The sequence below is a fragment of the Dokdonella aquatica genome, from assembly GCF_051987395.1.
Lineage (GTDB): Bacteria > Pseudomonadota > Gammaproteobacteria > Xanthomonadales > Rhodanobacteraceae > Dokdonella.
This window is the reverse complement of the sequence record NZ_CP197094.1, coordinates 3,628,431-3,651,041: the sequence shown is the minus strand read 5'-3', so window position 1 is coordinate 3,651,041 and position 22,611 is coordinate 3,628,431. Positions and strand designations below refer to the sequence as shown.

Genomic DNA, 22,611 nt, shown 5'->3' with positions numbered 1-22,611 from the left:
AAGCTGATGCGCAGAATGTCGTTGCTGGCCGCGGCGGTCGCGGCCTCGTTGTCGTTCGCCCACGCTGCCGAGATCGAAAAGATCGTGCTCCCCGCGGGGGTGCAGGCACCCGCCGGTTACGAGCGGATCGCCGATTACGGCTCCTACTCGCTCTATCGCGGCCATCCCGCGGCGATGCCGCGCGGCGTCCAGGGTGCGTACGCGTTGACCGAAGCCGACGTGCTGCAGTTCGACCGCCTGCGCCTGGACACGCAGCAGTCGACGATCGAGGCGCCGCGTGGCTTCACGCTCGTCGCGCCGATCGGCAAGACCTTGCAGATCGTGCAGTTCGTCGGCCCGCTCAAACCCGAGTGGCTCGATGAGGTGAGCGCGACGGGTGCGATGCCCATCCACTACATCGAGAGCAACGGCTACCTCGTCTGGGCCGATGCGGCCGCGCGCGACGCGCTCGGCCGCATGGCGGACGCGAAGTCGGTGCTGCAGTTCAGCCAGCCGCTGCCGTCGTTCGTGAAGCTCGGCGACTCGCTGTTCGAGCGACTGCAGCGCGCCGAGTCGGGAACGACGCGCGTACCGGTGCTGATCCAGATCGTGCGCCACGCCGACACCGAGGCGACCAGGAAGCGGCTCGAAGAGCTCGGCATCCATCCGAAATCGCCCTGGACGCCGGTACTCGGCTACGAGAATGCCGTGTACGAGGCCACGCTCGACCAGGTCCGCCGGATCATCGAGTTCCCCGACGTGTTCTGGATCGGCGAGGAGCATCCGCGTTCGCTCAACGACGAGGTGCAGGCCCAGATCATCCGAGGCTATTTCAATGCGAACCAGAGCGGGCCGCAGGCCGAAGGCTACCTGCCCTGGCTCGACGCGCTCGGCTTCCCGAACACGGCCTCGAGCTATCCGGTCGTCGACATCACCGACGACGGGGTCGGCAACCGCACGACCGAAACCGGCGATCCGACCCTGCACGAACTCGGCGTCGCGGGCAGCCCTTCGCGTGTCGTGTTCAACCAGACCTGCGGCTCCGCCGCGCTCAACGGCGTTGTCGGCGGCCACGGCCACATCAACGCGAACATCGCGCTCGGCTACGACCTGCGTGCGAACGCGACGACGCCGGGCGCGCGTTTCCCGAACGAGTACCAGCGCGGCCTCGGCATGAATCCCTATGGACGCATCGCCAGCACGCGCATCTTCAATTCGAGCGGCAGTTTCGACCAGAGCACCTGCGGTGGATCGGACATCGGCGTGATCCGCGCGAGCTACGTCGCCGGCGCGCGCATCTCGTCGAACTCGTGGGGCTGCAGCGGCTGCGCCTCGCAGTACAACGCGAGCTCGCAGGCCTATGACGTCGGCACGCGCGATGCCGACGCGCAGACCACTGGCAACCAGCAGCTCATCACGATCTTCGCGGCCGGCAACAGCGGCTCGAGCGCCGGCACGGTCGGTACGCCCGGCAACGGCAAGAACATGCTGACGGTCGGTGCTTCGGAGAACCAGCGCCCGGTCGACGAGAACGGCAACTGGACCGACGGCTGCGGCACGGGACCGACCGGCGCCGACAACGCGATGGACGTGATCGGCTTCTCCTCGCGCGGCCCGTCGCCGGGCCAGCGCGTCAAGCCCGAGGTGATCGCACCGGGCACGCATGTCACCGGAACGCGCGCGAACCCCACCGCCGGCAACTCGACCTGCGACGCGGCACGCCCGCTCGGCAACCTCACGTACGCGGCATCGTCGGGAACCAGCCACTCGACACCCGCAGTATCCGGTGTGGCGTCGCTGGCCTACTGGTGGATCGCCAACGGCCGCGGCGCACTCGCGTTCGACGGCGGTTCGCCGGCCGTGCCCTCGCCCGCGCTCATGAAGGCATGGATGACCGCGCACCCGACCTACCTCACCGGTGTCAGCGCGAACGACACGTTGCCGAGCAACGTGCAGGGCTACGGCATGCCCAACCTCGAGGACATGTTCTCGGAGACGCCCAAGTTCGTGCTCGACCAGACCCGCGTGTTCGGACAGAGCGGCGAGGTCTACACGTTCCAGGGTGCGGTCGCGGATCCGTCCAGGCCGCTGCGCATCACGCTCGCCTACACCGACGCCGCCGGCGCGGTCGGCACGAGTCCGCAGGTCAACAACCTCGATCTCGAAGTGGACGTCGCCGGTGCGACCTATCTCGGCAACCGCTTCACGGGACGCTGGAGCACGACCGGCGGCACGCCCGACACGCGCAACAACTACGAAGCCGTGTTCCTGCCCGCCGGCACCGGCGACTCGATCACGATCCGCGTCAAGGCCTTCAACATCGCCGGCGACGGCGTGCCCGGCAACGCCGACACGACCGACCAGGACTTCGCCCTCGTCTGCAACAACTGCGCGCAGACGCCGTCATTCACGATGCAGGTCGAGCCGCCCGCGAACGTCTCGGTGTGTTCGTCGACGACGCCGTCCGTCCAGTACGCGATGCAGTTCGGCTCGATCCTCGGCTTCACGACGCCGGTGACCCTGTCGGCCGTTGGCCAGCCCGCCGGCACGACGACGGCGTTCAGCACGAATCCCGTCGGCCTGCCCGGCAGCAGCACGTTCACGCTCGGCAATCTCGCCGCGGCGGCGGCCGGCACGCACACGGTCACGATCACCGGCACCGCCGGCACCGAGACGAAGGCGCGCGACGTCGGCGTGACGGTGTTCAACGCCAATCCGGCGACCTTCACGCTGACGGCTCCGGCCGACGGCGCGGGCAGCGTCGCGCTGAGCCCGGTGTTGTCGTGGGCTGCGGCGACGCAGGCAGCGCAGTACACCGTCGAGATCGCCACCGACGCCGCGTTCGCGAACATCGTCTACACGGGCACGAGCTCGACCACCACGCACACGGTGGGTACGGCGCTGTCGAGCTCGCTGCGGTACTACTGGCGCGTCAGGGCCGCGAACAGCTGCGGCGAGACGATGTCGAGCGCGACGTACACGTTCACGACGCTGCCCCTGCCCGGCGACTGCCCGCTCGGCACGACACCGAACGCGGTCTACACGACCGACTTCGAAAACGACAACTCGGGCTGGACGAGCACAGCAGGTGAAGGGTCCGCGCTGTGGGCGATCAGCGGTACGCGCACGCACAGCGGCACGAAGGCCTTCCTGGGCCAGGACGTCATCGTGCGTTCCGACCAGCGCCTCGTCTCGCCGGCGATCGCCCTGCCCTCGGGCCAGCTGCCGATGAACCTGCTGTTCTGGAACCACCAGACCCTCGAGGACCGCACCGGTGGCTGCTACGACGGCGTCCTGCTCGAGGTCAGCAGCAACGACGGAACGACGTGGACGCAGGTGCCGGCCTCGCAGCTGCTGGTCGGTCCGTACCAGGGCCCGATCGGCACGAACAACCCGATCACGGGCCTGCAGGCCTGGTGCGGCGATCCGCAGGACTGGACGCGCTACGTCGTCGATCTCGCGAGCTACGCGGGCCAGACCGTGCGCTTCCGCTGGCGACTCGGCACCGACGGGTCGGTTGGCCGGATGCCCGACGGGTTCTACCTCGACGACGTCAGCGTGCAGACCTGCACGGCCGCGCCGACGCAGGACCTGATCTTCGCGGACGGCTTCGAAGCGTCGACACCGTGATCAGGCGGTCCCGTCGCCCCCCGACGGGACCGGTCGTTGACGCGAAAAGGCCCGCACATGCGGGCCTTTTCGTTTCTGGCAGGTTTCAAAGGCCGCGCTCGACGCGCGATGGGCCGGCCGTCGCTCCCGGTCAGGCCGATGCGCTGCGCAGCGTGCGCGCAAACACCGCGAGCATGCGCTTCCACGCCTCGGCCGCAGCCGCTTCGTCGTAACGCGGCGTGGTGTCGTTGTTGAAGCCGTGCTGCGTGCCGGCCGGCTGGTACAGCGCATGCTTCACGCCAGCCTTCTCGAGCGCCTCCTTGTACGGCGGCCATGTCGCGTTGACGCGCTCGTCCTCGGCCGCGAGCACGACGAGCAGTTCAGCCTTGATCGCGGGCACGTCCTCGAGCGCGGGTGCGACGCCGTAGAACGGCACCGCCGCAGCGAGATCTGGAATCCGCGTCGCGAGCAGGTTCGCGATCGCACCGCCGTAGCAGAAGCCGACCACGCCGACCTTGCCGTTGCCACCCTCGATGCCTTTCAGCAGCGCCGCCGCGGCGACGAAGTCCTCACGCGTCTTGGGCTGATCGAGCTTGCCGAACAGCGTGCGCGCATCGTCCTCGTTGCCGGGGTAACCGCCGAGCGTGAACAGGGCGTCGGGTGCGAACGCGAGATAGCCCTCGAGCGCGATGCGCCGCGTGACATCCTCGATGTGCGGATTGAGGCCGCGGTTCTCGTGCACGACGAGCACGGTCGGCAACGGCCCTTTCGCATCGGCCGGACGCGCAAGGTAACCGCTGGCCTTGCCATTGCCCTTCGGCGAATCGAACGCGAGCGTGCGCGTGACGAGTCGCGCGTCGTCGGGCTTGATCTTCTGTGCCGCGGCGAACTGCGGGCTCAGCGCGGCGAGCAGCGCCGCCGCCGTCGTGCCACCGATCGCGAAGCGCGCCGCACCGGCGAGGAAACCGCGGCGATCGATCGCGCCATGCACGTACTGGTCGAACAGGCGCATGACCTCGGGATCGAAGTCCTTGGCCGTGCGGCGTGGGGTGTCGGTCATGGGCATGCCTCCGCGGAACGTGTCGATGGGAGGCCGAGCATAGCGCCGCCTCGAAGCCTGGGGTCAGGTTCATTTTTCCTTGCAATTGCACCTCGGAAACGAAGCACCGTACGGGAAAAATGAACCTGACCCCACGTTGTGGAGCGTGTCAGCCCTCGTCGGCCGCGACGAAGCCACCGGTCTGGCGTGCCCACAGGCGCGCGTAGAGGCCGCCCTGCGCGACGAGCTCGGCGTGCGAGCCGCTCTCGACGATCGCGCCACGCTCCATGCCGACGAGGCGGTCCATGCGCGCGATCGTCGAGAGGCGATGCGCGATCGCGATGACGGTCTTGCCGGCCATGAGCTCGTCGAGGCTTTCCTGGATCGCCGCCTCGACCTCGGAATCGAGCGCCGAGGTCGCCTCGTCGAGCACGAGGACCGGGGCGTCCTTGAGCAGCACGCGCGCGATCGCGATGCGCTGGCGCTGGCCCCCCGAGAGTTTCACGCCGCGCTCGCCGACATGGGCGTCGTAGCCGCGACGGCCTTCGCCGTCGACGAGGTTCTCGATGAACGTGTCCGCGCGCGCCTTGCGCACGGCGGCGTGGAGCTGCTCCTCGGTCGCGTCGGGACGCCCGTACAACAGGTTCTCGCGGATCGAACGGTGCAGCAGCGAGGTGTCCTGCGTGACCACGCCGATCTGCCCGCGCAGGCTTTCCTGCGTGGCGAGCGCGATATCTTGGCCATCGACAAGGATGCGCCCGGCCTCGAGGTCGTAGAGCCGCAGCAACACGTTGACGAGGGTCGACTTGCCCGCGCCGGACGGACCGACGAGGCCGATCTTCTCGCCTGCGCGCACGTGCAGGTCGAGACCCTCGATGACGCCGCCGCGCTTGCCGTAATGGAAGTGGATGCCCTCGAAGCGCACGTCGCCGTGCGTCACGACCAGCGGCTTCGCGTCGTCGCGATCCTGCACGGAAGCCGGCTGCGCGATCGACTCGATGCCGTCCTCGACGGTGCCGATGTCCTCGAAGATGCCGTTGACGGTCCACATGATCCAGCCGGACATGTTGTGGATGCGGATGACGAGGCCGGTCGCGAGCGTGATCGCGCCGACCGTCACCTCGCCACGGCTCCACAGCCACAGCGCGAGCCCGCAGGTGCCGACGATCAGGAAACCGTTGAGGAACGCGATCGCGGTGTCCATCGCGGTGGTCACCCGCGTCTGGCCCTGGTGCTTGACGACCAGTTCCTCGATCGCGTCGCGCACGTAGGCCTGCTCGCGCCCGCCGTGCGAGAACAGCTTGAGCGTCGAGATGTTGGTATAGCCGTCGACGATGCGACCCATCGCGGCAGAGCGCGCATCCGAGGCAGCCCAGGCCTTCTCCTTCATGCGCGGCACGAAGTACGCCATGAGGCCGACGTAGCCGACCAGCCAGATCGCGAGCGGCAGCATGAGCCACGGATCGGCCTGCGCGAACAGCCACAGCGCGCTGCCCGTGTAGACGAGGATGTACCAGATCGCATCGACCATGTGCACGGCCGATTCGCGCAGCGAGGTGCCGGTCTGCATGACGCGGTTGGCGATGCGTCCGGCGAAGTCGTTCTGGAAGAACGACAGGCTCTGCCGCACCACGTAGCTGTGCGTGAGCCAGCGCGTGCGGTTGCTCAGGCCCGGCACGATCGCCTGGTTCACGAACAGGTTGTGCAGCAGCACGAGCAGCGGCCGCGCGATCAGCGTGATGCCGGCCATCCACAGCAGCACGTCGGCATGGCGCCGGAAGAAGTCGGCGTCGGGCTTCTCGCTGACGAGATCGACGATGCGCGCGAGGTAGCTGAACATCGCGACCTCGACCAGCGCGAGCAGCAGGCCGGCCACCACCGTGCCGGCCAGCAGCAGCCGGATCGGTGCGAGGTAGTGCACGTAGAAGCGCCACAGCGAGCGCGGCGGCATCGCGCGTTCCGTCGGCGGGAACACGTCGATGAGCGATTCGAACCAGCGGAACATGGGCGTCAACCGATACGGCAGCCCGCGATTATCCCACCGTCGCCCCGTCGAACGCCAAGGCGCGACATCGCGGCGCGCGTCCGTGCGTTACGATGCGCGCCCTTCCGAACCGCGAGCATGACCGTGGCGCGCCACCCAGGCCCCCTGCTGACGCACCATGTCGCCGAGGCGCTCGAGGCCGCGCGTGCGGCTGGCGTGGCGAGCTGGAACGGCTCGTTCGACCTCGGCCGCACGCGTGCCGACGCGGCGCTCACGGCCGATGCGTGGTCACTGGACGGCATCGCCTATCCGTACCCGGGCGCGCTCAAGGAACGCAGCATCCACTGGTGGGACGGCGAGGACTTCGTCGTCGCCGCACGTTTCGGTCGCGCACTCTACAAGCTCGTCGCGACGCCGTGGGGTGCGCCGACGTTCGAGATCGACGGCATCAAGATGCTGCCGACCGCGCAGGTCTCGCCTTTCGAGGACGCACGCACCAAGGTCGCGCTCGTGCAGCCACGTGGCCGCGAGGTGCTCGATACCTGCGGCGGCCTCGGCTACTTCGCCGCGGCCTGCCTCGAAGCCGGCGCCGCGCGCATCCGCTCGTTCGAGAAGAGCGACGAGGTGCTGTGGCTGCGCACGCTCAATCCGTGGTCGCCCGATCCCGACGACGCGGGTGCTCGCGGTCGCCTGCACCTCGAGCATGCCGACGTCGCCGTCGCGATCAGCGGCCTCGGCGATGCGTCGTTCGACGCGATCCTGCACGACCCGCCGCGCTTCGGCATCGCCGGCGAGCTCTACGCGCAGGCGTTCTACGACGAGCTCGCGCGCGTACTGCGCCGCGGCGGCCGCCTGTTCCACTACACGGGCACGCCGAACCGCCTGACCAGCGGACGCGACGTGCCTGCCGAAGTCATGCGTCGACTCGAGCGTGCCGGCTTCAAGGCCGAGCGCGCACTCGACGGCGTGCTCGCGGTGAAGCGCGCGCGCTGAAACACGCCGCGTGCGCATGATGTGACCCCGTCACGCACGTCGCGCAGGCTCTGCGAGGCACGAACACGCCGACGCCCCGTGCGAGCAACGCCGTGATCGCGGCGACGCCCATGCATGGCCTGCCGTTCGATGCGTGGGCCAGTGGCATCGGGCAGCTTGATCATCGGGCATCACGCGCGTAAGCGGCGGATCATCGCGTGCGGGATCGACGCCTGCGTGGCGGGCCTGCGATCCGCTTCTCGAACCAGTGGTCGGCATACGGATTGTCGTTGTAGGCCGGAATCTCGACGTAGCCCGCATCGAGATAGAGCGCGCGCGCCTCGACGAGGGTGCGGTTGGTGTCGAGGCGCAGCGTATCGAGTCCCATCGCGGCGGCCCGCTTCTCGAGCGCCGCGATCATGCGACGTGCGATACCGAGGCCGCGTGCCGACGGCGCGACCCACATGCGCTTGAGTTCGCCGACGCCGGGCGCGAGCACCTTGAGGCCGCCGCAGCCGACCGCCGCGCCTGCGAGGTTCGCGACGAGGAACACGCCGGCAGGCAGGACGAGTTCGTCAGGATCGGCCGACACGCTGCGGGCCGGGTCGAAACCGCCGTCGAAGCGCACGGCGAGTTCGGCGAGGTAGGCGTCGATGCAGGCGCGTGACGACGCATCACGTGGATCGGCCACATCGATCGTGACCGCGACGGCGCGCAGCAGGCGCTCCACGTCCGCCATTGCGGCGACGAGGCGCTCGCGTTGCGACGGTGCAAGGGCCTCGAGCAGACGCGAGGCTGCGGCATCCGAACGTCGGTCGAGCTCGTCGAATTCGCGCCGTCCCTGGCGCGTCAGCGCGGCGCGCCGTACGCGTGCATCCTGGTGCGAGGACTGCATCGCGACGAAACCCTGCGTCTCGAGCGCGCGCAGCAGGCGGCTCAGGTAGCCCGAGTCGACACCGAGACGTATGCGCAGCTCGCGCACGTCGATTCCCTCGCGGCCGATCTCGTAGAGCACGCGTGACTCGGCCAGGGGACGCCCGCGACCGAGATAGTCCGCATCGAGTGCACCGACATGCGCGGTGACGGTGCGGTTGAAGCGCCTGACAAGCTCGATCGCGACACGTTCCATTACCTGACTTTAGTCAGGCAATGGACGGCGCGCAAGCGAGGACCGGCACACGCCGGAACGAATGCCCCCGCTACGGCACCTCGAATCCGAAGCGGAAGATGCGATCGGGATCGACCGCGATCGTGAAATTCCCCGGCGAGATGTTGAAGAACACGTTGTTCGAGCACCAGGCACGCACACGCGCCTGCGTCGAAGCCAGACGCGGAACGAGCACGGCCGCGAGGCCGTTGTTGGGCACGTCACCGAGGACGTGCGCGAACGTCGTGCCACCATCGGCCGACAGTGCGAGCGTGACCGTGGGGCAGCTGATCGGAGCGGCCTGCGTGCCGGCGACGTTCCAGGCGACGCGCTGCACGGTGCCCGAGCTCCATGCCGCCGACGCGACGGGCGCCGTGACCGCGAAAGGCCCTGCAGTACCGACCACGCTGAGGGCGACATCGGGCACCGCACCACCGGTGTCGGTGGTCGTGACACGCGCGTTGCCGGGACGTCCGTCGCGCACGACGAAGCGGAAACGCAGCGTGCGCGTCGTCGTCGGCAAGGTCTCGCCGGGCGTCGCGGTGCCCGCCAGGATGCTCGACAGGCGTGGAAACACGCGCGTGCCGTTAGATTCGGGCATCCACGACCGGAACAGCGGACTGCTGCCGTTGTCGCCGGCCGCGAGCGACGCTGCGGGACCGAGATCGACCTGCTCCCATGCGTACGAGAGCAACGCACCCGCCGACGAGGATGCGGAGCCCGACAGCATGAACGGCGTGCGCGCGGGAATCGCGCTCGCCGCCGGCACGGCGTCGATCACGGGCGCGGCATTCGGGTTCTCGGCCACGATGGCGCAGGACGCCCCGCTGCCCGTCGTCGTGTAGTCGGCGATCGACGCCAGGCTGCGCGCATGGAAGTAGGCATCGGCGTTCGCCTGCAGGTTGTCGGCACCGCAGATCCCCGCGAAGCCCATGATCGTCGAGCCGCTGCCAGGCTCGTACGCCGACGCCGCGACGCGGCTTCCGAAGCAGTCGCCGAGCGACGAATTGAACGTGTGCTGGGCACCGAACTGGTGGCCCAGCTCGTGGGCGAAGAAGTCCACGTGGAACGGGTCGCCGATCGGACTGGTCGGCCCGCTGACGCCGCGCGCCTTGGTCGCCGACATGCAGACGACACCGGTTCCCGAGACACCGCCGCTGCCGAGGCCGAATACATGGCCGACGTCGTAGTTGGCGCTGCCGATGACCGAATCGATGGTGCTCTGGTTCTGGGCGAGCATCGTGACGCCGCTGTTGTTCGTGTACGGGTCCGTCGTCGCGTTGGTGTAGATCAGCGATGACGTGTTGGCGACGAGCTGCAGGCGGATGTTGAGCTCGCGCTCGTAGATGCCGTTGACGCGGTTGACCGCCTCCGTGATAGCCGCCATGGTCGCGGCGACGGTGCCGCCGTGGAACTGCGTGAACTCGCCCGTCGCCGCCACCGCGAGCCGGTACGTGCGGCGTTGCGCACCGTACGAGGCGAGCACCTGCGGCACATCCTCGTGGACCGGCGCATCGACCTTGCACGTGCGCGAGGCACCGTCGGGAGGGTCGAGATCCGCGTACGAGACGCTCGTGTACGTCCCGGATGGCGATGCCTGCACAGGCTGCACGATCCAGCGGCCGGCGCGATCGAACACGAGTGCACTGAATCCGCGTGGAGAGAGGTCGATACGCACCTCGGCGCCACGCGCATCGCGGCCGCGCAGGCTGCGGATCTGAGGAAACCGTGCCGCGAGCTCGGGCGGCATGACGCCCGAATCCTCGAGCACGACCTCGATGAAACCGCCCTCGGGATGCGGCAACGCGAACGGAACGCCTTCGCGCAGGCTCTCCTCGACCCGCGCGGCAAGCATGCCCTCGTCGACCTGCAACGTGCGCGAGGTGGTGGCGTCGACGTGCCGGTCGACCGTCGCGTCATTCCAGACCTCCTGCTGCGCCATCACGCCGGACGCCATGCAGAACAGGACGACTCCGGCCTTCCATGCCTTGCCCGTCATCGCGAAACCTCCGTTTCCCGGGTGGATACCGTCACGTGTCGGTGGGCACGCGTGGCGATCGGCGCAGTATAGGCGCGCCGGGCCACGCCGATGTGCGCGTGCCCTCCGTGCCGGATTCGTGCATGTCCACGTCGAACCGCTCGCGCCGAGGCCACCGGGAACCTCGGCAGCGCCGACGGTTCGCGGGACCGATCAGGCCAGTCGTTGCGCCAGCGCGTCCGTGGCACGCACGAGCGCGTCGGTGATGGCCGGATCGAAGGCACTGTGGCCGGCGAGGACCACCTCGAACGCGGCCTCGGGCCAGGCCTGGGCGAGATCCCAGGCGGCCTTCGGCGGGCACAACATGTCGTAGCGGCCCTGGACGATCGTGCCCGGTATGTGCCGGATGCGGTCGATGTCGCGCAGCAGCTGACCTTGTTCGAGGAACACGTCGTGGCGGAAGTAGTGCGCCTCGATGCGCGCGACGGCGAGCGTCTGGTCGATCGGATCGGGTTCGGGATCGTGGACGGCATCGTGCTCGAGCGTCGAGCACGCGTCCTCCCAGACCGCCCACGCGCGCGCCGCGGCTTCGCGAACGACCGCATCGTCGCTGTCGAGGCGACGCCAGTAGGCCTCGACCATCGCATCGCGCTCGGCAAGCGGGATGTGGCCGATGTAGCGTGCGAAGCGCTCGGGAAACACCATCGCGCCACCGCCGCCGCACTCGTTGAACCAGTCGAGCTCCTCGCGACGGCCGAGGAAGATCCCGCGCACGACGAGCCCCGTCACGACCGAGGCGTGCGCCTGCGCATAGGCGAGCGCGAGCGTGGAACCCCACGAACCGCCGAACACCGCCCAGCGCTCGATGCCGAGGTGTTCGCGGATCGCCTCGATGTCGGCGACGAGATGCGACGTGGTGTTGTCGACGACGTCGGCGAGCGGCGTCGAACGACCGGCGCCGCGCTGGTCGAACAACACGATGCGCCAGCGCTGCGGATCGAAGAACTGGCGGTGGCGGTCGACGCAGCCGCCGCCCGGACCGCCGTGCAGGAACACGACCGGAATGCCGTCCGGATTTCCGCACTGCTCGATGTGCAGGACATGGCGCGCATCGATGGCGAGGCGCTCGTTCGCGTACGGCGTGATCGGCGGGTAGAGGGTACGCATGGGTGTGCATCGCGAAGAGAGGAGCCTCACGTTCGCGCATGCGCGCGCCGCGGGCAAGGTCCCATGCCGCAGGCGTGGTGCCGTCGTCGCGTTCGTGTGACCGGGGCGACAACGCGCCGCCGCGTGGAGACTAGACTCGGCACACCGCCGCATCGGCCTCGACAGGATGTTCGACATGCGTGCCATTCCACAACGCCCCGCCCTTTCCCTGCTGTTCGTCTCGCTCGTGGCCACCGCTGCGTCGGCCCATGGCGACGCGCGCGCGAAGGATTCCGACCACGCCGCGATACGACGCGAAGTCGCCACACGCCACGACGAAGCCGTGACGCGCCTGCGCGAATGGATCGCGAAGCCGGCCATCGCGGCCGAGAACCTGCGCATGCGCGAAGGCGCCGAGCACATGGCCGCGCTCGCGCGCGACGCGGGCTTCCAGAAGGTGCGCATCGTCGAGACCGGCGGTCAGCCCGGCGTGTTCGCCACGCTCGACGCGGGCGCGAAGACGACGGTCGGCCTGTACTTCATGTACGACGTGAAACAGTACGACGCCGCCGAATGGAGCTCGCCACCGCTCGAGGGGCGGCTCGTCGACAAGCCCGGCCTCGGCACGGTCATGATGGGCCGCGGCGCGGTGAACCAGAAGGGGCCGCAGGCGGCGATGCTCGCCGCGCTGCATGCGATCCGCGGTGCCGGCAAACGCGTGCCGGTGAACCTCGTGCTCGTCGCCGAAGGCGAGGAGGAGATCGGCTCGCCGAACATCACGAAACTCGCGCTCGAACCGGAGGTGCGCGCCGCGCTCGCGCGCACGATCGGCGTGTTCATGCCGTCGGCGTCGCAGGCCGCGAACGGCGCGGTCACCGTAAGCCTCGGCGCGAAGGGCGTCGTCGAGCTCGAGCTCGTCGCGAGCGGCGAAGCCTGGGGCCGCGGACCCGCGCGCGACGTGCACTCCTCGCTCAAGGCGATGGTCGACAGCCCGGCCTGGCATCTTGTCAAGGCGCTCGACACGCTGGTCGGCGACGACGGCAACACGATCACGATCGACGGCTATCCGGTGCCGCCGCCGATCAGCGCCGCCGAGCGCGAGATGGTCGCCAAGGGCATGCACGCGCTCGACGAGGCGACCTTCAAGAAGCAGTTCGGCATCCAGCGCTGGATCGGCGACGCGACATGGCAGGCCGCGCTCGAACGCTTCGTCTCGCAGCCCACCGTCAACATCGAAGGCCTCGTCGGCGGCTACACGGGGCCCGGCGGCAAGACCGTGCTGCCGCATCGCGCGGTGGCCAAGCTCGACCTGCGCCTCGTGCCCGGCATGTCGAAGGACGCTGCGGTGGCCGCGCTGCGCAAACACCTGCAGGCACGCGGCTACGGCGACATCGCCGTCGACGTGACCGGTGGCTACGATTCGACCAGCACGCGCCTCGACACGCGGCTGATCCAGGCCCAGCTCGCCACGTACGAGCGCGGCGGACTCGCGCCGACGATCTGGCCGCGCGGCGCAGGCTCCTACCCGGGCTTCGTGTTCACGGGTCCGCCGCTGAACCTCGCCGCGGGCCACTTCGGCCTCGGCCACGGCAGCGGTGCGCACGCGCCGGACGAGTACTACCTGATCACCTCGACGAATCCGCAGATCGCAGGCTACGACGACGCGGTGATGTCGTTCGTCGATTACCTGTACGCGCTCGCGAAGAACCGATGAGATCGAAAGTCACTGCCTGGAACGCAGTGCGATGAAGCGCGCATCGTCACGCAGGGCATCGTAGACGACGTCCTGCATCTCGACCTCGGCCCAGCCGGGATTGATCGCATGGAAGCGCGCGAGGCTGCGCAGCACGGCGTCGCTGTCGCCGAGACCCATCGACAGTCGCGCGGCGCGGCGCCAGAGGCGATCCCAGTCGTGGGCACGCGCGAGTGCCGCGTCGCGCGAGGCCTTCGCGTCGGCACCGCGTCCCGCACGCTGCTCGCGTTCGGCACGCAGCATGAGGTCGAAACCCGTGCGCTGGTCGAGCAGGCGACGCAGGTCCTGCAGCGGACGCGTCGAGCCGTCGACGCGCAGGTCGATGTCCTGCCAGTCACCCTCGGGCGTACGCACGAGCAGGGCGGCCGACATCGCGCCGATGGTCTGTCCGCCTGCAGCGTGCCCGGCTTCGAGCGCCGCGAGGAGGCGTTCGCCGAACGCACCGCGCGCGCCGCGATAGCGCTCGGCCATCGCCTCGACGACGCGTGCTCCGGCGAGGCCGTTGCCCTGCACGGCGAATCCCCTGCCCTCGACGCCACCGGCCCAGGTCGATCGCTTCGCAACGCCCCCTGTGTGGATCGCCGAAGCGCCACGCGCATCGACGATGCCGACCTGGCGCTCGCCGATGCCGGTGCCGTCGAGGCTGCGATCCGCGGCGAGCAACGCCGCCAGCGCGGCCGCCGGCGCGACGCCTTCGGCGAGCAGGGTGAGCCCCTTCGTCCCGTAGACGGGATCGGTCTCGAACTGCACGGCGAGTGCACCGACACGCGCCTTCGCGTACGGCACGCTCGCGCCGACCGCGAGGTTGTGCGTCGCCACCGCGACGCCGCAGGCACCGTCGTCGTCACACGCGATGATCGAATACGTCGCCATCGCCGGCGTGGTGGCGAGGGCGGCGAACGCGCATGCGAACATCGGGACGCGACGCAGGATGGCAGGAAGAAGTCGCGGCATGCGAAGCGCCCGATCGAGTGCGAGACGCCGTTCGATGCGCATCGCGCGCGAAAGGTTGCATGCAGGGCTCGCGACGCGCGCTTCGACGTCGACGCACACGTCGCTCCGCGACATGCCGGCGATCCCCGGGTGTGCGTGGCCCACGCTGTCCCTCCTGCCAAGGAGAGACGCGTACGAGACGGACCCTCAGCCCGGTCGAGGCACCGCGAGCGCGTAGTCGATCGCGGCACGCACCGCGGCGACCTGCGCCGCGTTGCACTGCTCGGGCGTGGCCATCGGGCTGTCGGGATAGACCTCGGTCGTGGTCGTGTACGTGGCCCCGGTGATCCCCGCGCACAGGCCGAGGCGTTCGAGCGGGTACTCGATCACGCCATGGGCGACCACGGGCGAACCGATGATGTTGCCGTCCGGGTCGGCGGGTGCGATGTGCGTGACATTCGCGACGGCGGCGATGATCGCGTTCTGGAAGTCGCGCCGCGGATTGGCGCTGTCGTCGACGAGGTAGAAACCGTCCGGGATCACGTCGGGCTCGTGGTCCTTGCCGTCGCGCGCGGCGAGTGCGGGACGGAATTCGGTCTCGTCGGTGTCGGTCGTCTCGTGCAGGTCCACATGAACCAGGAAGCGGCCGCGCAGCGGCGCGACGAGGCGCATGAGCGCCGCCGACTCCGCGGCGGGACTCGGCTCGCGGAACGACCGGTTCGGGTCGATCGCGTCGGCGTTCCAGCGATGGATGCGCTCGTACGCCCACGGACTCACGCACGGCACGACGAGCAGGTTCACGCGTCCTGCGTAGTCGGACGCGGCATGCGCCGCGAACTGGAGTGCACCATGCACGCCGCTGGTCTCGTAACCGTGGACGCCACCCGTGACGAGCACGCACGGAAGGTCGTCGCGCCAGTCGCGGCTGCGCAGGGCGAGCAGCGGGTACGCGTCGGGAGCGTACTCGACGCGTCCGTAGTCGACGACGTCCCAGTGCGCGCGCAACGGCTCGATCGCCGCGACGACATCGTCGGCATGGCTTCGGCGGCGGACCTGGCGCGAGCGCCACTCGCGCTTCTCGGCGTCGCCCCAGGGTATGCCGGGCGTGCCGATCGGATACGGATTCGGTGGCGTGCTCATGGCGGGCTGTCCTCGGGTTCCGAGCCGCACACTCTAGCACCCGGCGCGCAAGGACCTTCGGCACGCTGCGCGCGGGCGATCGTGGCTGCTAGGATCGCTCGATCATCTGGCGGGTCGTGGGGACGACGGGTCGGAAACACGTGGATCGTCATGCAGGAGCCTGGCGCTCGCTCATCGTTGTCGCATGCGGCTGGCTCGCCAGCCTGCCCGCGCTCGCGCTCGATCCGGACCGCGCGATCGGGCAGCTCGTGCATGTGTGGTACGAGAACCAGCTGCCGCAGGGCACCGTGCTGTCGATCGCGCAGCATCGCAACGGCTCGATGTGGCTGGCCACCTACGGTGGCCTCGTGCATCACAGCGGCGCGGGTTTCGACAGCATCGACCAGCGCATCGCGCCCGCATTGCGCAGCTCGGCGATCACCGCCGTGGGGACCGACCGCGACGGCACGCTGTGGGTAGGCACGCTCAACGGCGGCCTCTATCGTGCCGACGGGCGCGACCTGCAGGCGGTCGCACTCCCGGAAGGCGCGGAGAGCGTGTTCGGCATCGTGCAGGACCGCTCCGGTGCATTGTGGATGACCACGAATGCCGGCGTGGTCCGCAAGGACGACGCCGGCATGCGCCTGCTCGGCACGGAGAGCGGCTTCCCGCCGCGCGGTTTCTATCGTGCGATCGTGGCCGATGCGGCCGGTGGCGTGTGGATCGCGGCTGACGGCCTCGGCGTGGTGCACTGGTCCGACGGCCGTGTCGAGATCCTCGATGCGTCGCGCGGACTGCCGACCAACGCGGTCTACAGCCTCGCCATCGATCGCGACGGCGTCGTCTGGGCGGGTACCCAGGCCGGCCCCGCTCGCCATCGCGGCGGCCGCTTCGAGCGCGAGCCGAGGCTCGCCACGCTCGACGACAAGCGCATCTATTCGCTGTTCGGCGACCGTGACGGCAACCTCTGGTTCGCCCCGCTCGGCGTCGGCATCTGCCGTCTCACCGCGGCCCGCTTCGACTGCGACGACACGCTGTCGGGCATGGGCGGCGAGACCGTGCGCTCGATGTTCGAGGATCGCGAAGGCAACCTCTGGATGGGCACGACCTCGAGCGGCGTGCACCGCTTCAGCGACTCGAAGCTCGTCACCGCCACCGGCGCGATGGCCTCGAATGCCGTGCGCGCCGTGCACGAGGATCGCGAAGGCACGCTCTGGGTCGGCACCGACGGCGCCGGACTGGCACGCTACGAAGGTCAGATCCTCGTGCCCGCGGACGACGTCAACGCGAAACTGCCGAGCCAGCTGATCCGCGCGATCGACACCGACGACCGCGGCAACCTGTGGATCGGCGGAACCGAGGGCGTCACACGCATCGCGCGTGACGGCTCCGCGACCGGGTTCGGGTTGCGCCAGGGCATGCCCGGCACGATCGTGTTCGCGTTCGCACGCAGCCGCGACGGCGGCATGTGGGTCGGCACGCTGCAAGGCGTCGCCCGCATCACCGGCGACAAGGTGGAGGTCGTCGCGGGCACCGCCGGGGACGACACGCGCGCACTCCACGAAGCACCCGATGGCCGCCTCTGGATCGGCCTGCGCAGCGGCCTGCGCTGCCTGCGTGACGGTGCCGTCGACGCCTGCGGCACCGACGGCCTCCCCGGCATGAGCGTGTTCGCGTTCCATCCCGGCAACGACGGTACGCTGTGGCTCGGCACGAGCCTCGGCCCGATGCGCGTGACCGGCGAACGCGTCGACGTGTTCACGCAACGCGCGGGCTTCTACGGCGATGCGGCGTTCGCGATCCTCGACGACGGCGAAGGCCATTTCTGGATCAGCTCCAACCGTGGCATCGCCCGTGTGGAGCGTGCAGCGCTCGCGGAGCTCGCGCGGGGCGGGATCGAACGGCTCGAACCGGTGTGGTACGGCAAGTCCGACGGCATGCTGTCCTCGCAGGCCAACGGTGCCTCGCAGACACCCGCCGCGCGCACGCGCGACGGTCGGCTGTGGTTCGGTACCGCCAACGGCGTCGTGATCGTCGACCCCGCGCACCTGCTCGTGAACACGCTGCCTCCCCCGGTCGACGTCGAGCGCCTCGTGGTCGACGGCAAGGACGTCGCACCACGGGCGCCGGCGCGACTCGGCCCGCACCCCGAGCGCATCGAGTGGCACTACGCGGCGATGAGCTACGTCGCGCCGGCGGCGGTACGTTACCGCTACCGCATCGAAGGCTTCGACCGCGACTGGATCGACGCCGGCACGAGCCGCGTCGCGGCGTACACGAACCTTCCACCCGGCGACTACGTCTTCCGGGCGATCGCCAGCAACAACGACGGCGTATGGAACACCGAGGGCGTGCGCGTGCCTTTCGCGATCGCACCGGGCTGGTACGAGACATGGTGGTTCCGCATCGCGGCGATCCTGTGCGCGGCCGGCGTGCTCGCCGCACTGCATCGCGTGCGCGTATGGCGACTGCGCGAGCGCGAGCGCGAACTCACGCGCGAAGTCGCGCAGCGCACCGAAGCCCTGCGCGAGGCCAACGCCGAGCTGCAGCGCCTCGCCTCGCTCGACGGGCTCACGCGTATCGCCAACCGCGGCGCCTTCGACCGCAGGCTCGCGGAAGCCTGGCGCGAACACGCCGGGCGAGACGAGCCACTCGCCGTCCTCCTCTGCGACATCGATGCGTTCAAGGCCTACAACGATACCTACGGTCACCTCGCCGGAGATGCCGCGTTGACCACCGTCGCCGGAGCCCTGTCGTCCTCGCTGCGCGGCGAGGACGATCTCGCCGCTCGTTACGGCGGCGAGGAGTTCGCGGTGATGCTGGCGCGCTGCGACGGCGTCGAGGCCACCCGCATGGCCAACGTGATCCTCGCCGCCGTGCGATCGCTCGGGATCGGGCACGACGCATCGAGCGTCGCCATGCACGTGACCGTCAGCATCGGCGCCGCGAGCATCGTGCCCGATGGCGCCGCGTCACCCGACACGCTGCTGCAGCGCGCCGACGAGGCGCTGTACCGCGCCAAGGCCGAGGGTCGCAACCGCGTGGTGTCCGCGCACTGAAGCCGTCACGCGCGACCCGCTGCATGCACGGCGGTGCGGCGCAGCCCGCCTGCCTTCACGGGAGGCATCGCGCGAACGCCGACGCCACCATTGTGGAATCGTGAACACCGCCACGACCGTTCCGCGTGGTGCTTCACGTTATGTGGCCACGCCGCGCTGATAGCGTCACCCGAAGGGGAATCCGAGCAGGGAACCACGCGCGACACCGCCGGGCTGCACGCCATGCAGCACCGCGCCGTCGCGTGCTCCAGCCATCAGCCAGGAGAAAAGGATGACCACGCGCAACACCACCCCTTCGACGCCCCGTCGACGCGCGATCCGATGGATGCCGCTGTTCACGGCCGCGATCGCGAGCCTGCTCGCCGGATCGGGCGCCCACGCGGCGGACCCCGCGCCCGTCGCGTTGCCGGACGCGCAGTCGGTGACGATCACGGCGCTCCGCGACAGCCCGCCCGGCGGCAACAACGCCCTGCTGCAGGTGCGCTACCCCAAGGGGCATGAACTTCCGGCCGACGTGACGTTGCAGGTCGACGGACGCCACGTCGTCGTCAAGCGCGACCCGAAGGCGCCCGAGACGTTCTCGGGCACGATTCCGTTCGACTTCGCACGCTTCGTCGAGGAGCAGGCGCGACGCAAGCAGCTCGCCGCCGGCATCGCGAAGACGCCGGTGTTCCGCGGGCGCGAGATCCTCGGCGAGCGCCCGGTGGCCTTCATCGACCCCGACCGCCTGCGTCGCGACATCGATACCGGCACGCCGTTCGAGATCCCCGCCGAGGCGGGCGCAGGCATCGCCGCGCTCACATCGGCCGAGCGCTCGCTCATGGTCGTGCATCCACGCGTGGTCGAGGATCGCGACCGCACGTTCGACGCGTGCACGCGCCGCGGCAACCCGCGTGGTGCATGGACGTTCAACGCGCTCATGACGAACATGGCCAACGAACCCGCCACCGGCGTCAATGCCGCGGAGTTCGTCGAACGCTGGCTCAAGGGCTGGACGGTCGACCAGAACGTCAACACGTTCGACATCGTGAAGCGGCCGCTCATGGCCGACCTCGTGCTCGATGTCTGGCCACGCGACGGCGCCGGCCGCCTCGACCTCGAACAGTCGCCGATGCGCCTGCTCGCGATCGTCAACCGCGTCGACCTGCGCGGCAACCTCGTCTACGGCGGTGGCGGAGATGCCGGTGAAGGCCGCTTCGTGTTCGGCGTCATGCAGCGCGACAGGGACGGCAACTGCTCGGAGATGCCGTTCACCGTGATCCTCGAGTACGGTGTGCCGCTCGAGGGCTGTCGGGACGTGCAGGCCTGGGGCCGGAAGTGGCACGACCTGGACGGCTTCGTGCTCGGCTCGTCGACGTACAACGCCGCGCTGCAGGATCTCACCGACGTCTTCACCTCGGCCGATGCCGCGCCCGGCAAGCCCAACGGCAGTGCGATCAACCAGATCCGCACGAACGAGAACGCACTCGACCGCCTGTGGGAACTGCGCGAGTTCAATGTCGGGGCATCGAGCCAGCATCTCGAGACGGTGTCGACGAAGCTCACGCCGCATCGCGAGACCTACAACCCGTTCCCGGCGCCGCACACCTCGACGCTGCAGGCCGACTTCGTCAACGGCAACGCGCCGACCATCCTGCTCGACGGCCACGACGTACCGGCGACGTTCCTCGGCCAGCCGTTCCTCACCGGCGCCTCGCTCAACCCGAGCACCGCGCCCGCGGCGGCATGGATCCATCCGGCGATCTTCGACAACGACGCACGCCACCACTTCTCGCTCAACACCTGCGACGCCTGCCACGGCAGTGAAACCGCGACGAGGTTCCTGCACGTGTTCCCGCGGTCGATGGGGACGCAGGCCGCGTTGTCGCGGTTCCTGACGGGCAGCCCCGGCAGCGTCACGAGCCCGGGAACGTTCACGATGCCGGATCCGGTGTCGAGCGTGCCGCGCGTCTACGGCGACCTGCTGCATCGCCAGGCCGATCTCGATGCGCTCGTGAACCTCGATTGCCGCGCCGGCGCCGTCGCGGGCGGACTGCACAAGGCGAAGAGCGACGCGATCACGCACTGATTCCACCGAGCCACGCACGTCCCCGGATCCGGCACGCGCCGGATCCGGGGTCATCGAGCGATGTCACGCGATGTGCCGACGCTGGCGTGCCGGCACCGTCACGATGCCAGCGCGACCTGCGCGTAAGTCGAGTACGACGACGCCACGCCACGATCCACCGCGATCGCGTCGAGCTGCCCCACGATGCCCGGCGACACGGACACACCCGATGGCGCAGGTGCTTCGGACATGAGGCAGCCGGTCGCCTCGTTGGCGGCGTTGCGTGCCGCAGCCGCAGCCTCGACGGCGCCGGCCGCCGCGACGTTCGCGGCATTCACCGACTCGGCCGCGTACGGCGCAGCAGGATGCTCGGCCACTGCCGCAGCGGCTGCAGCCGCCGCCTGCTGAGCCGTTTCGGCCGCCTGCTCGGCCCGATCCGCCGCGGCCTGCGCGGCAGCGGGGTCGCAGGCCTGTGCCGCTGCAGCCGCATCGGCCGCCGCCTGGTCGGCATCGAAACCGGCGCTGACGGCCGTCTCGGCCTGGGCCGCGGCCTCGTTCGCCGAGCCCGCGGCCTGTGCGGCATCGGCCGCCGATGAACCACCCGAAGAACCCGAAACACCCGATGAAGCATCCGTCATGCGAACGTATTCCCGTGTATGCATCGTGGCATCGACCATCGACACCATCACGGGAACCTTATCGTCACGGGGCCTGTAGGCGGCCTGGGGTCGACCCGAGGTGGGGCGACGCGTCCAGCGTCGATTCAGCGTGAACGACTGTCTCACCACGATCGCCCTCGCAGCGCGATCGCATGCGTGCATGTGCAACGACCGGATACAGGAAGTACTGCTGCCTCTTCCACGACACGATGCCGAGGTCGAACCCGCGGACGAGCACGATGCGGACATGATCGTACGGGGCTCCGGGACACAGGTCTTCGATGATCCTGGCGAACACGCGTCCCGCGAAGGCGGCATCCATGTGGCGATCCGAATGCACCCTCGAGGTGAGGATGAGCTCGGTGCGGGTGTCCTGCCCGGTCGCCCATGTCGTCATGATCCTCCATTCCAGCGCCTGCACCTCGCGCATGGAGACGATGGCGCCCAGCGACGTCTGCAGGCGCTGCGCGTCGGCAGCCGTCGGAGTGCGCACCAGCATGGTGAGCGATGCGAAGAGTACCGATACGACGGCGCCGAGCAGCACGGCGTGCCATCGCCACACCGGCCGCGGCTGCCACGAGGTGGTGTCGGCTTCGGCACGCAGCACGAACGCACCGGTGACGAGATCATGGAGCGATTGGCGAGTCCGCCTGTTGAACGCGAACAGGTAGAGCATCGCGATCATCACCACGGTGAACACGTTCGTGAGCTGCATCACCAGGAACGGCATGCCGGGAAACATCGCCGCCAGCGCGTCGCCGAGGTACCACGGGATGCTCCACGTCGCCGTGCGCGCGAACGCACGCGGCATCGAGAGCGGGAGCCCGTCGCGTCCCGCCACGCGTATGCCGAGGCATGCCTTGCCGAGCGTCCTGCCGTCGCAGAACCAGCTGTCCATGATGCCGAAGTAGAGCAGCGCGACGCACAGGCCGAAACCGCGCCCCAGTGTGCCGAGTGCACTCATCGGCTCGTACATGAGCCAGCCCGTGATGGCACCGAACACGGCGAGGATCGACGTGTCGATCACGAACGCCGCGACCCTCCGCCACCGTGCCGCGAAGACCTGCGGCGCACTTGCCCGGCCGGACTCCGCGCCGGCGTGTTCCGATGACATCTGCATCCTGCTCCCCTGGGCGGCGCCGCTTGCCGGCGCGTCTGCACGGTGAGCGGACGTCCGGTGATCCGGC

Annotated in this window: 15 protein-coding genes; 5 read left to right on the top strand and 10 right to left on the bottom strand. The window is 69.4% G+C overall.

Going from position 1 to position 22,611, the window contains the following annotated elements:
• Positions 1–6 precede the first annotated feature (6 nt).
• Complete coding sequence (locus ACQQ2N_RS16185; RefSeq protein ID WP_440222606.1) at positions 7–3,609, top strand: S8 family serine peptidase; 3,603 nt, start codon at positions 7–9, stop codon at positions 3,607–3,609.
• A gap of 130 nt (positions 3,610–3,739) precedes the next feature.
• Here ACQQ2N_RS16185 and ACQQ2N_RS16180 read toward each other — a convergent pair whose 3' ends face one another.
• Both ACQQ2N_RS16180 and ACQQ2N_RS16175 read right to left on the bottom strand, forming a co-directional pair.
• Positions 3,740–4,648, bottom strand: a complete 909-nt coding sequence (locus ACQQ2N_RS16180) for a dienelactone hydrolase family protein (RefSeq protein WP_440222605.1) — start codon at positions 4,646–4,648, stop codon at positions 3,740–3,742.
• Positions 4,649–4,796: 148 nt separating this feature from the next.
• The gene (locus tag ACQQ2N_RS16175; RefSeq protein ID WP_440222604.1) at positions 4,797–6,632 is read right to left on the bottom strand and encodes an ABC transporter ATP-binding protein; all 1,836 of its coding nucleotides are present in this window, start codon (positions 6,630–6,632) and stop codon (positions 4,797–4,799) included.
• A 117-nt stretch (positions 6,633–6,749) separates the two neighbouring features.
• Between ACQQ2N_RS16175 and ACQQ2N_RS16170 the strand changes: the two genes are divergently transcribed.
• The gene (locus ACQQ2N_RS16170) at positions 6,750–7,604 is read left to right on the top strand and encodes a class I SAM-dependent methyltransferase (protein WP_440222603.1); all 855 of its coding nucleotides are present in this window, start codon (positions 6,750–6,752) and stop codon (positions 7,602–7,604) included.
• A 190-nt stretch (positions 7,605–7,794) separates the two neighbouring features.
• Here ACQQ2N_RS16170 and ACQQ2N_RS16165 read toward each other — a convergent pair whose 3' ends face one another.
• From ACQQ2N_RS16165 to pip, 3 genes are all read right to left on the bottom strand, one after another.
• On the bottom strand, positions 7,795–8,712 hold the full coding sequence (locus tag ACQQ2N_RS16165) for a GNAT family N-acetyltransferase (protein ID WP_440222602.1): 918 nt from the start codon (positions 8,710–8,712) through the stop codon (positions 7,795–7,797).
• Positions 8,713–8,782: 70 nt separating this feature from the next.
• Complete coding sequence (locus ACQQ2N_RS16160; RefSeq protein ID WP_440222601.1) at positions 8,783–10,729, bottom strand: reprolysin-like metallopeptidase; 1,947 nt, start codon at positions 10,727–10,729, stop codon at positions 8,783–8,785.
• A 192-nt stretch (positions 10,730–10,921) separates the two neighbouring features.
• On the bottom strand, positions 10,922–11,875 hold the full coding sequence (pip, locus tag ACQQ2N_RS16155; protein ID WP_440222600.1) for a prolyl aminopeptidase: 954 nt from the start codon (positions 11,873–11,875) through the stop codon (positions 10,922–10,924).
• Positions 11,876–12,050: 175 nt separating this feature from the next.
• Here pip and ACQQ2N_RS16150 point away from each other — a divergent pair, with 175 nt between their 5' ends.
• The gene (locus ACQQ2N_RS16150) at positions 12,051–13,568 is read left to right on the top strand and encodes a M20/M25/M40 family metallo-hydrolase (protein WP_440222599.1); all 1,518 of its coding nucleotides are present in this window, start codon (positions 12,051–12,053) and stop codon (positions 13,566–13,568) included.
• Positions 13,569–13,577: 9 nt separating this feature from the next.
• On the opposite strand, the gene ACQQ2N_RS16145 is transcribed toward ACQQ2N_RS16150, so the two are convergent.
• Entirely contained in the window at positions 13,578–14,561 is a 984-nt protein-coding gene (locus ACQQ2N_RS16145; RefSeq protein ID WP_440222598.1) for a DUF1028 domain-containing protein, read from the bottom strand.
• A gap of 186 nt (positions 14,562–14,747) precedes the next feature.
• Complete coding sequence (locus ACQQ2N_RS16140) at positions 14,748–15,680, bottom strand: M14 family metallopeptidase (protein ID WP_440222597.1); 933 nt, start codon at positions 15,678–15,680, stop codon at positions 14,748–14,750.
• Positions 15,681–15,820: 140 nt separating this feature from the next.
• Between ACQQ2N_RS16140 and ACQQ2N_RS16135 the strand changes: the two genes are divergently transcribed.
• Positions 15,821–18,718, top strand: coding sequence for a ligand-binding sensor domain-containing diguanylate cyclase (locus tag ACQQ2N_RS16135; protein WP_440222596.1), 2,898 nt, complete (start codon positions 15,821–15,823; stop codon positions 18,716–18,718).
• A gap of 165 nt (positions 18,719–18,883) precedes the next feature.
• Here ACQQ2N_RS16135 and ACQQ2N_RS16130 read toward each other — a convergent pair whose 3' ends face one another.
• Positions 18,884–19,057 carry a hypothetical protein gene (locus ACQQ2N_RS16130; protein ID WP_440222595.1) on the bottom strand — a complete coding sequence of 58 codons (174 nt, stop codon included), beginning with the start codon at positions 19,055–19,057 and terminating at the stop codon, positions 18,884–18,886.
• Here ACQQ2N_RS16130 and ACQQ2N_RS16125 point away from each other — a divergent pair.
• A complete protein-coding gene (locus tag ACQQ2N_RS16125) occupies positions 19,044–20,786 on the top strand; it encodes a hypothetical protein (protein ID WP_440222594.1) in 1,743 nt (580 codons plus the stop codon). The two genes, ACQQ2N_RS16130 and ACQQ2N_RS16125, sit on opposite strands and share 14 nt — an antisense overlap.
• 98 nt (positions 20,787–20,884) lie before the next feature.
• Here ACQQ2N_RS16125 and ACQQ2N_RS16120 read toward each other — a convergent pair whose 3' ends face one another.
• Both ACQQ2N_RS16120 and ACQQ2N_RS16115 read right to left on the bottom strand, forming a co-directional pair.
• The gene (locus ACQQ2N_RS16120) at positions 20,885–21,403 is read right to left on the bottom strand and encodes a hypothetical protein (protein ID WP_440222593.1); all 519 of its coding nucleotides are present in this window, start codon (positions 21,401–21,403) and stop codon (positions 20,885–20,887) included.
• A gap of 64 nt (positions 21,404–21,467) precedes the next feature.
• Positions 21,468–22,538, bottom strand: coding sequence for an RDD family protein (locus ACQQ2N_RS16115; protein WP_440222592.1), 1,071 nt, complete (start codon positions 22,536–22,538; stop codon positions 21,468–21,470).
• Positions 22,539–22,611: the final 73 nt, after the last annotated feature.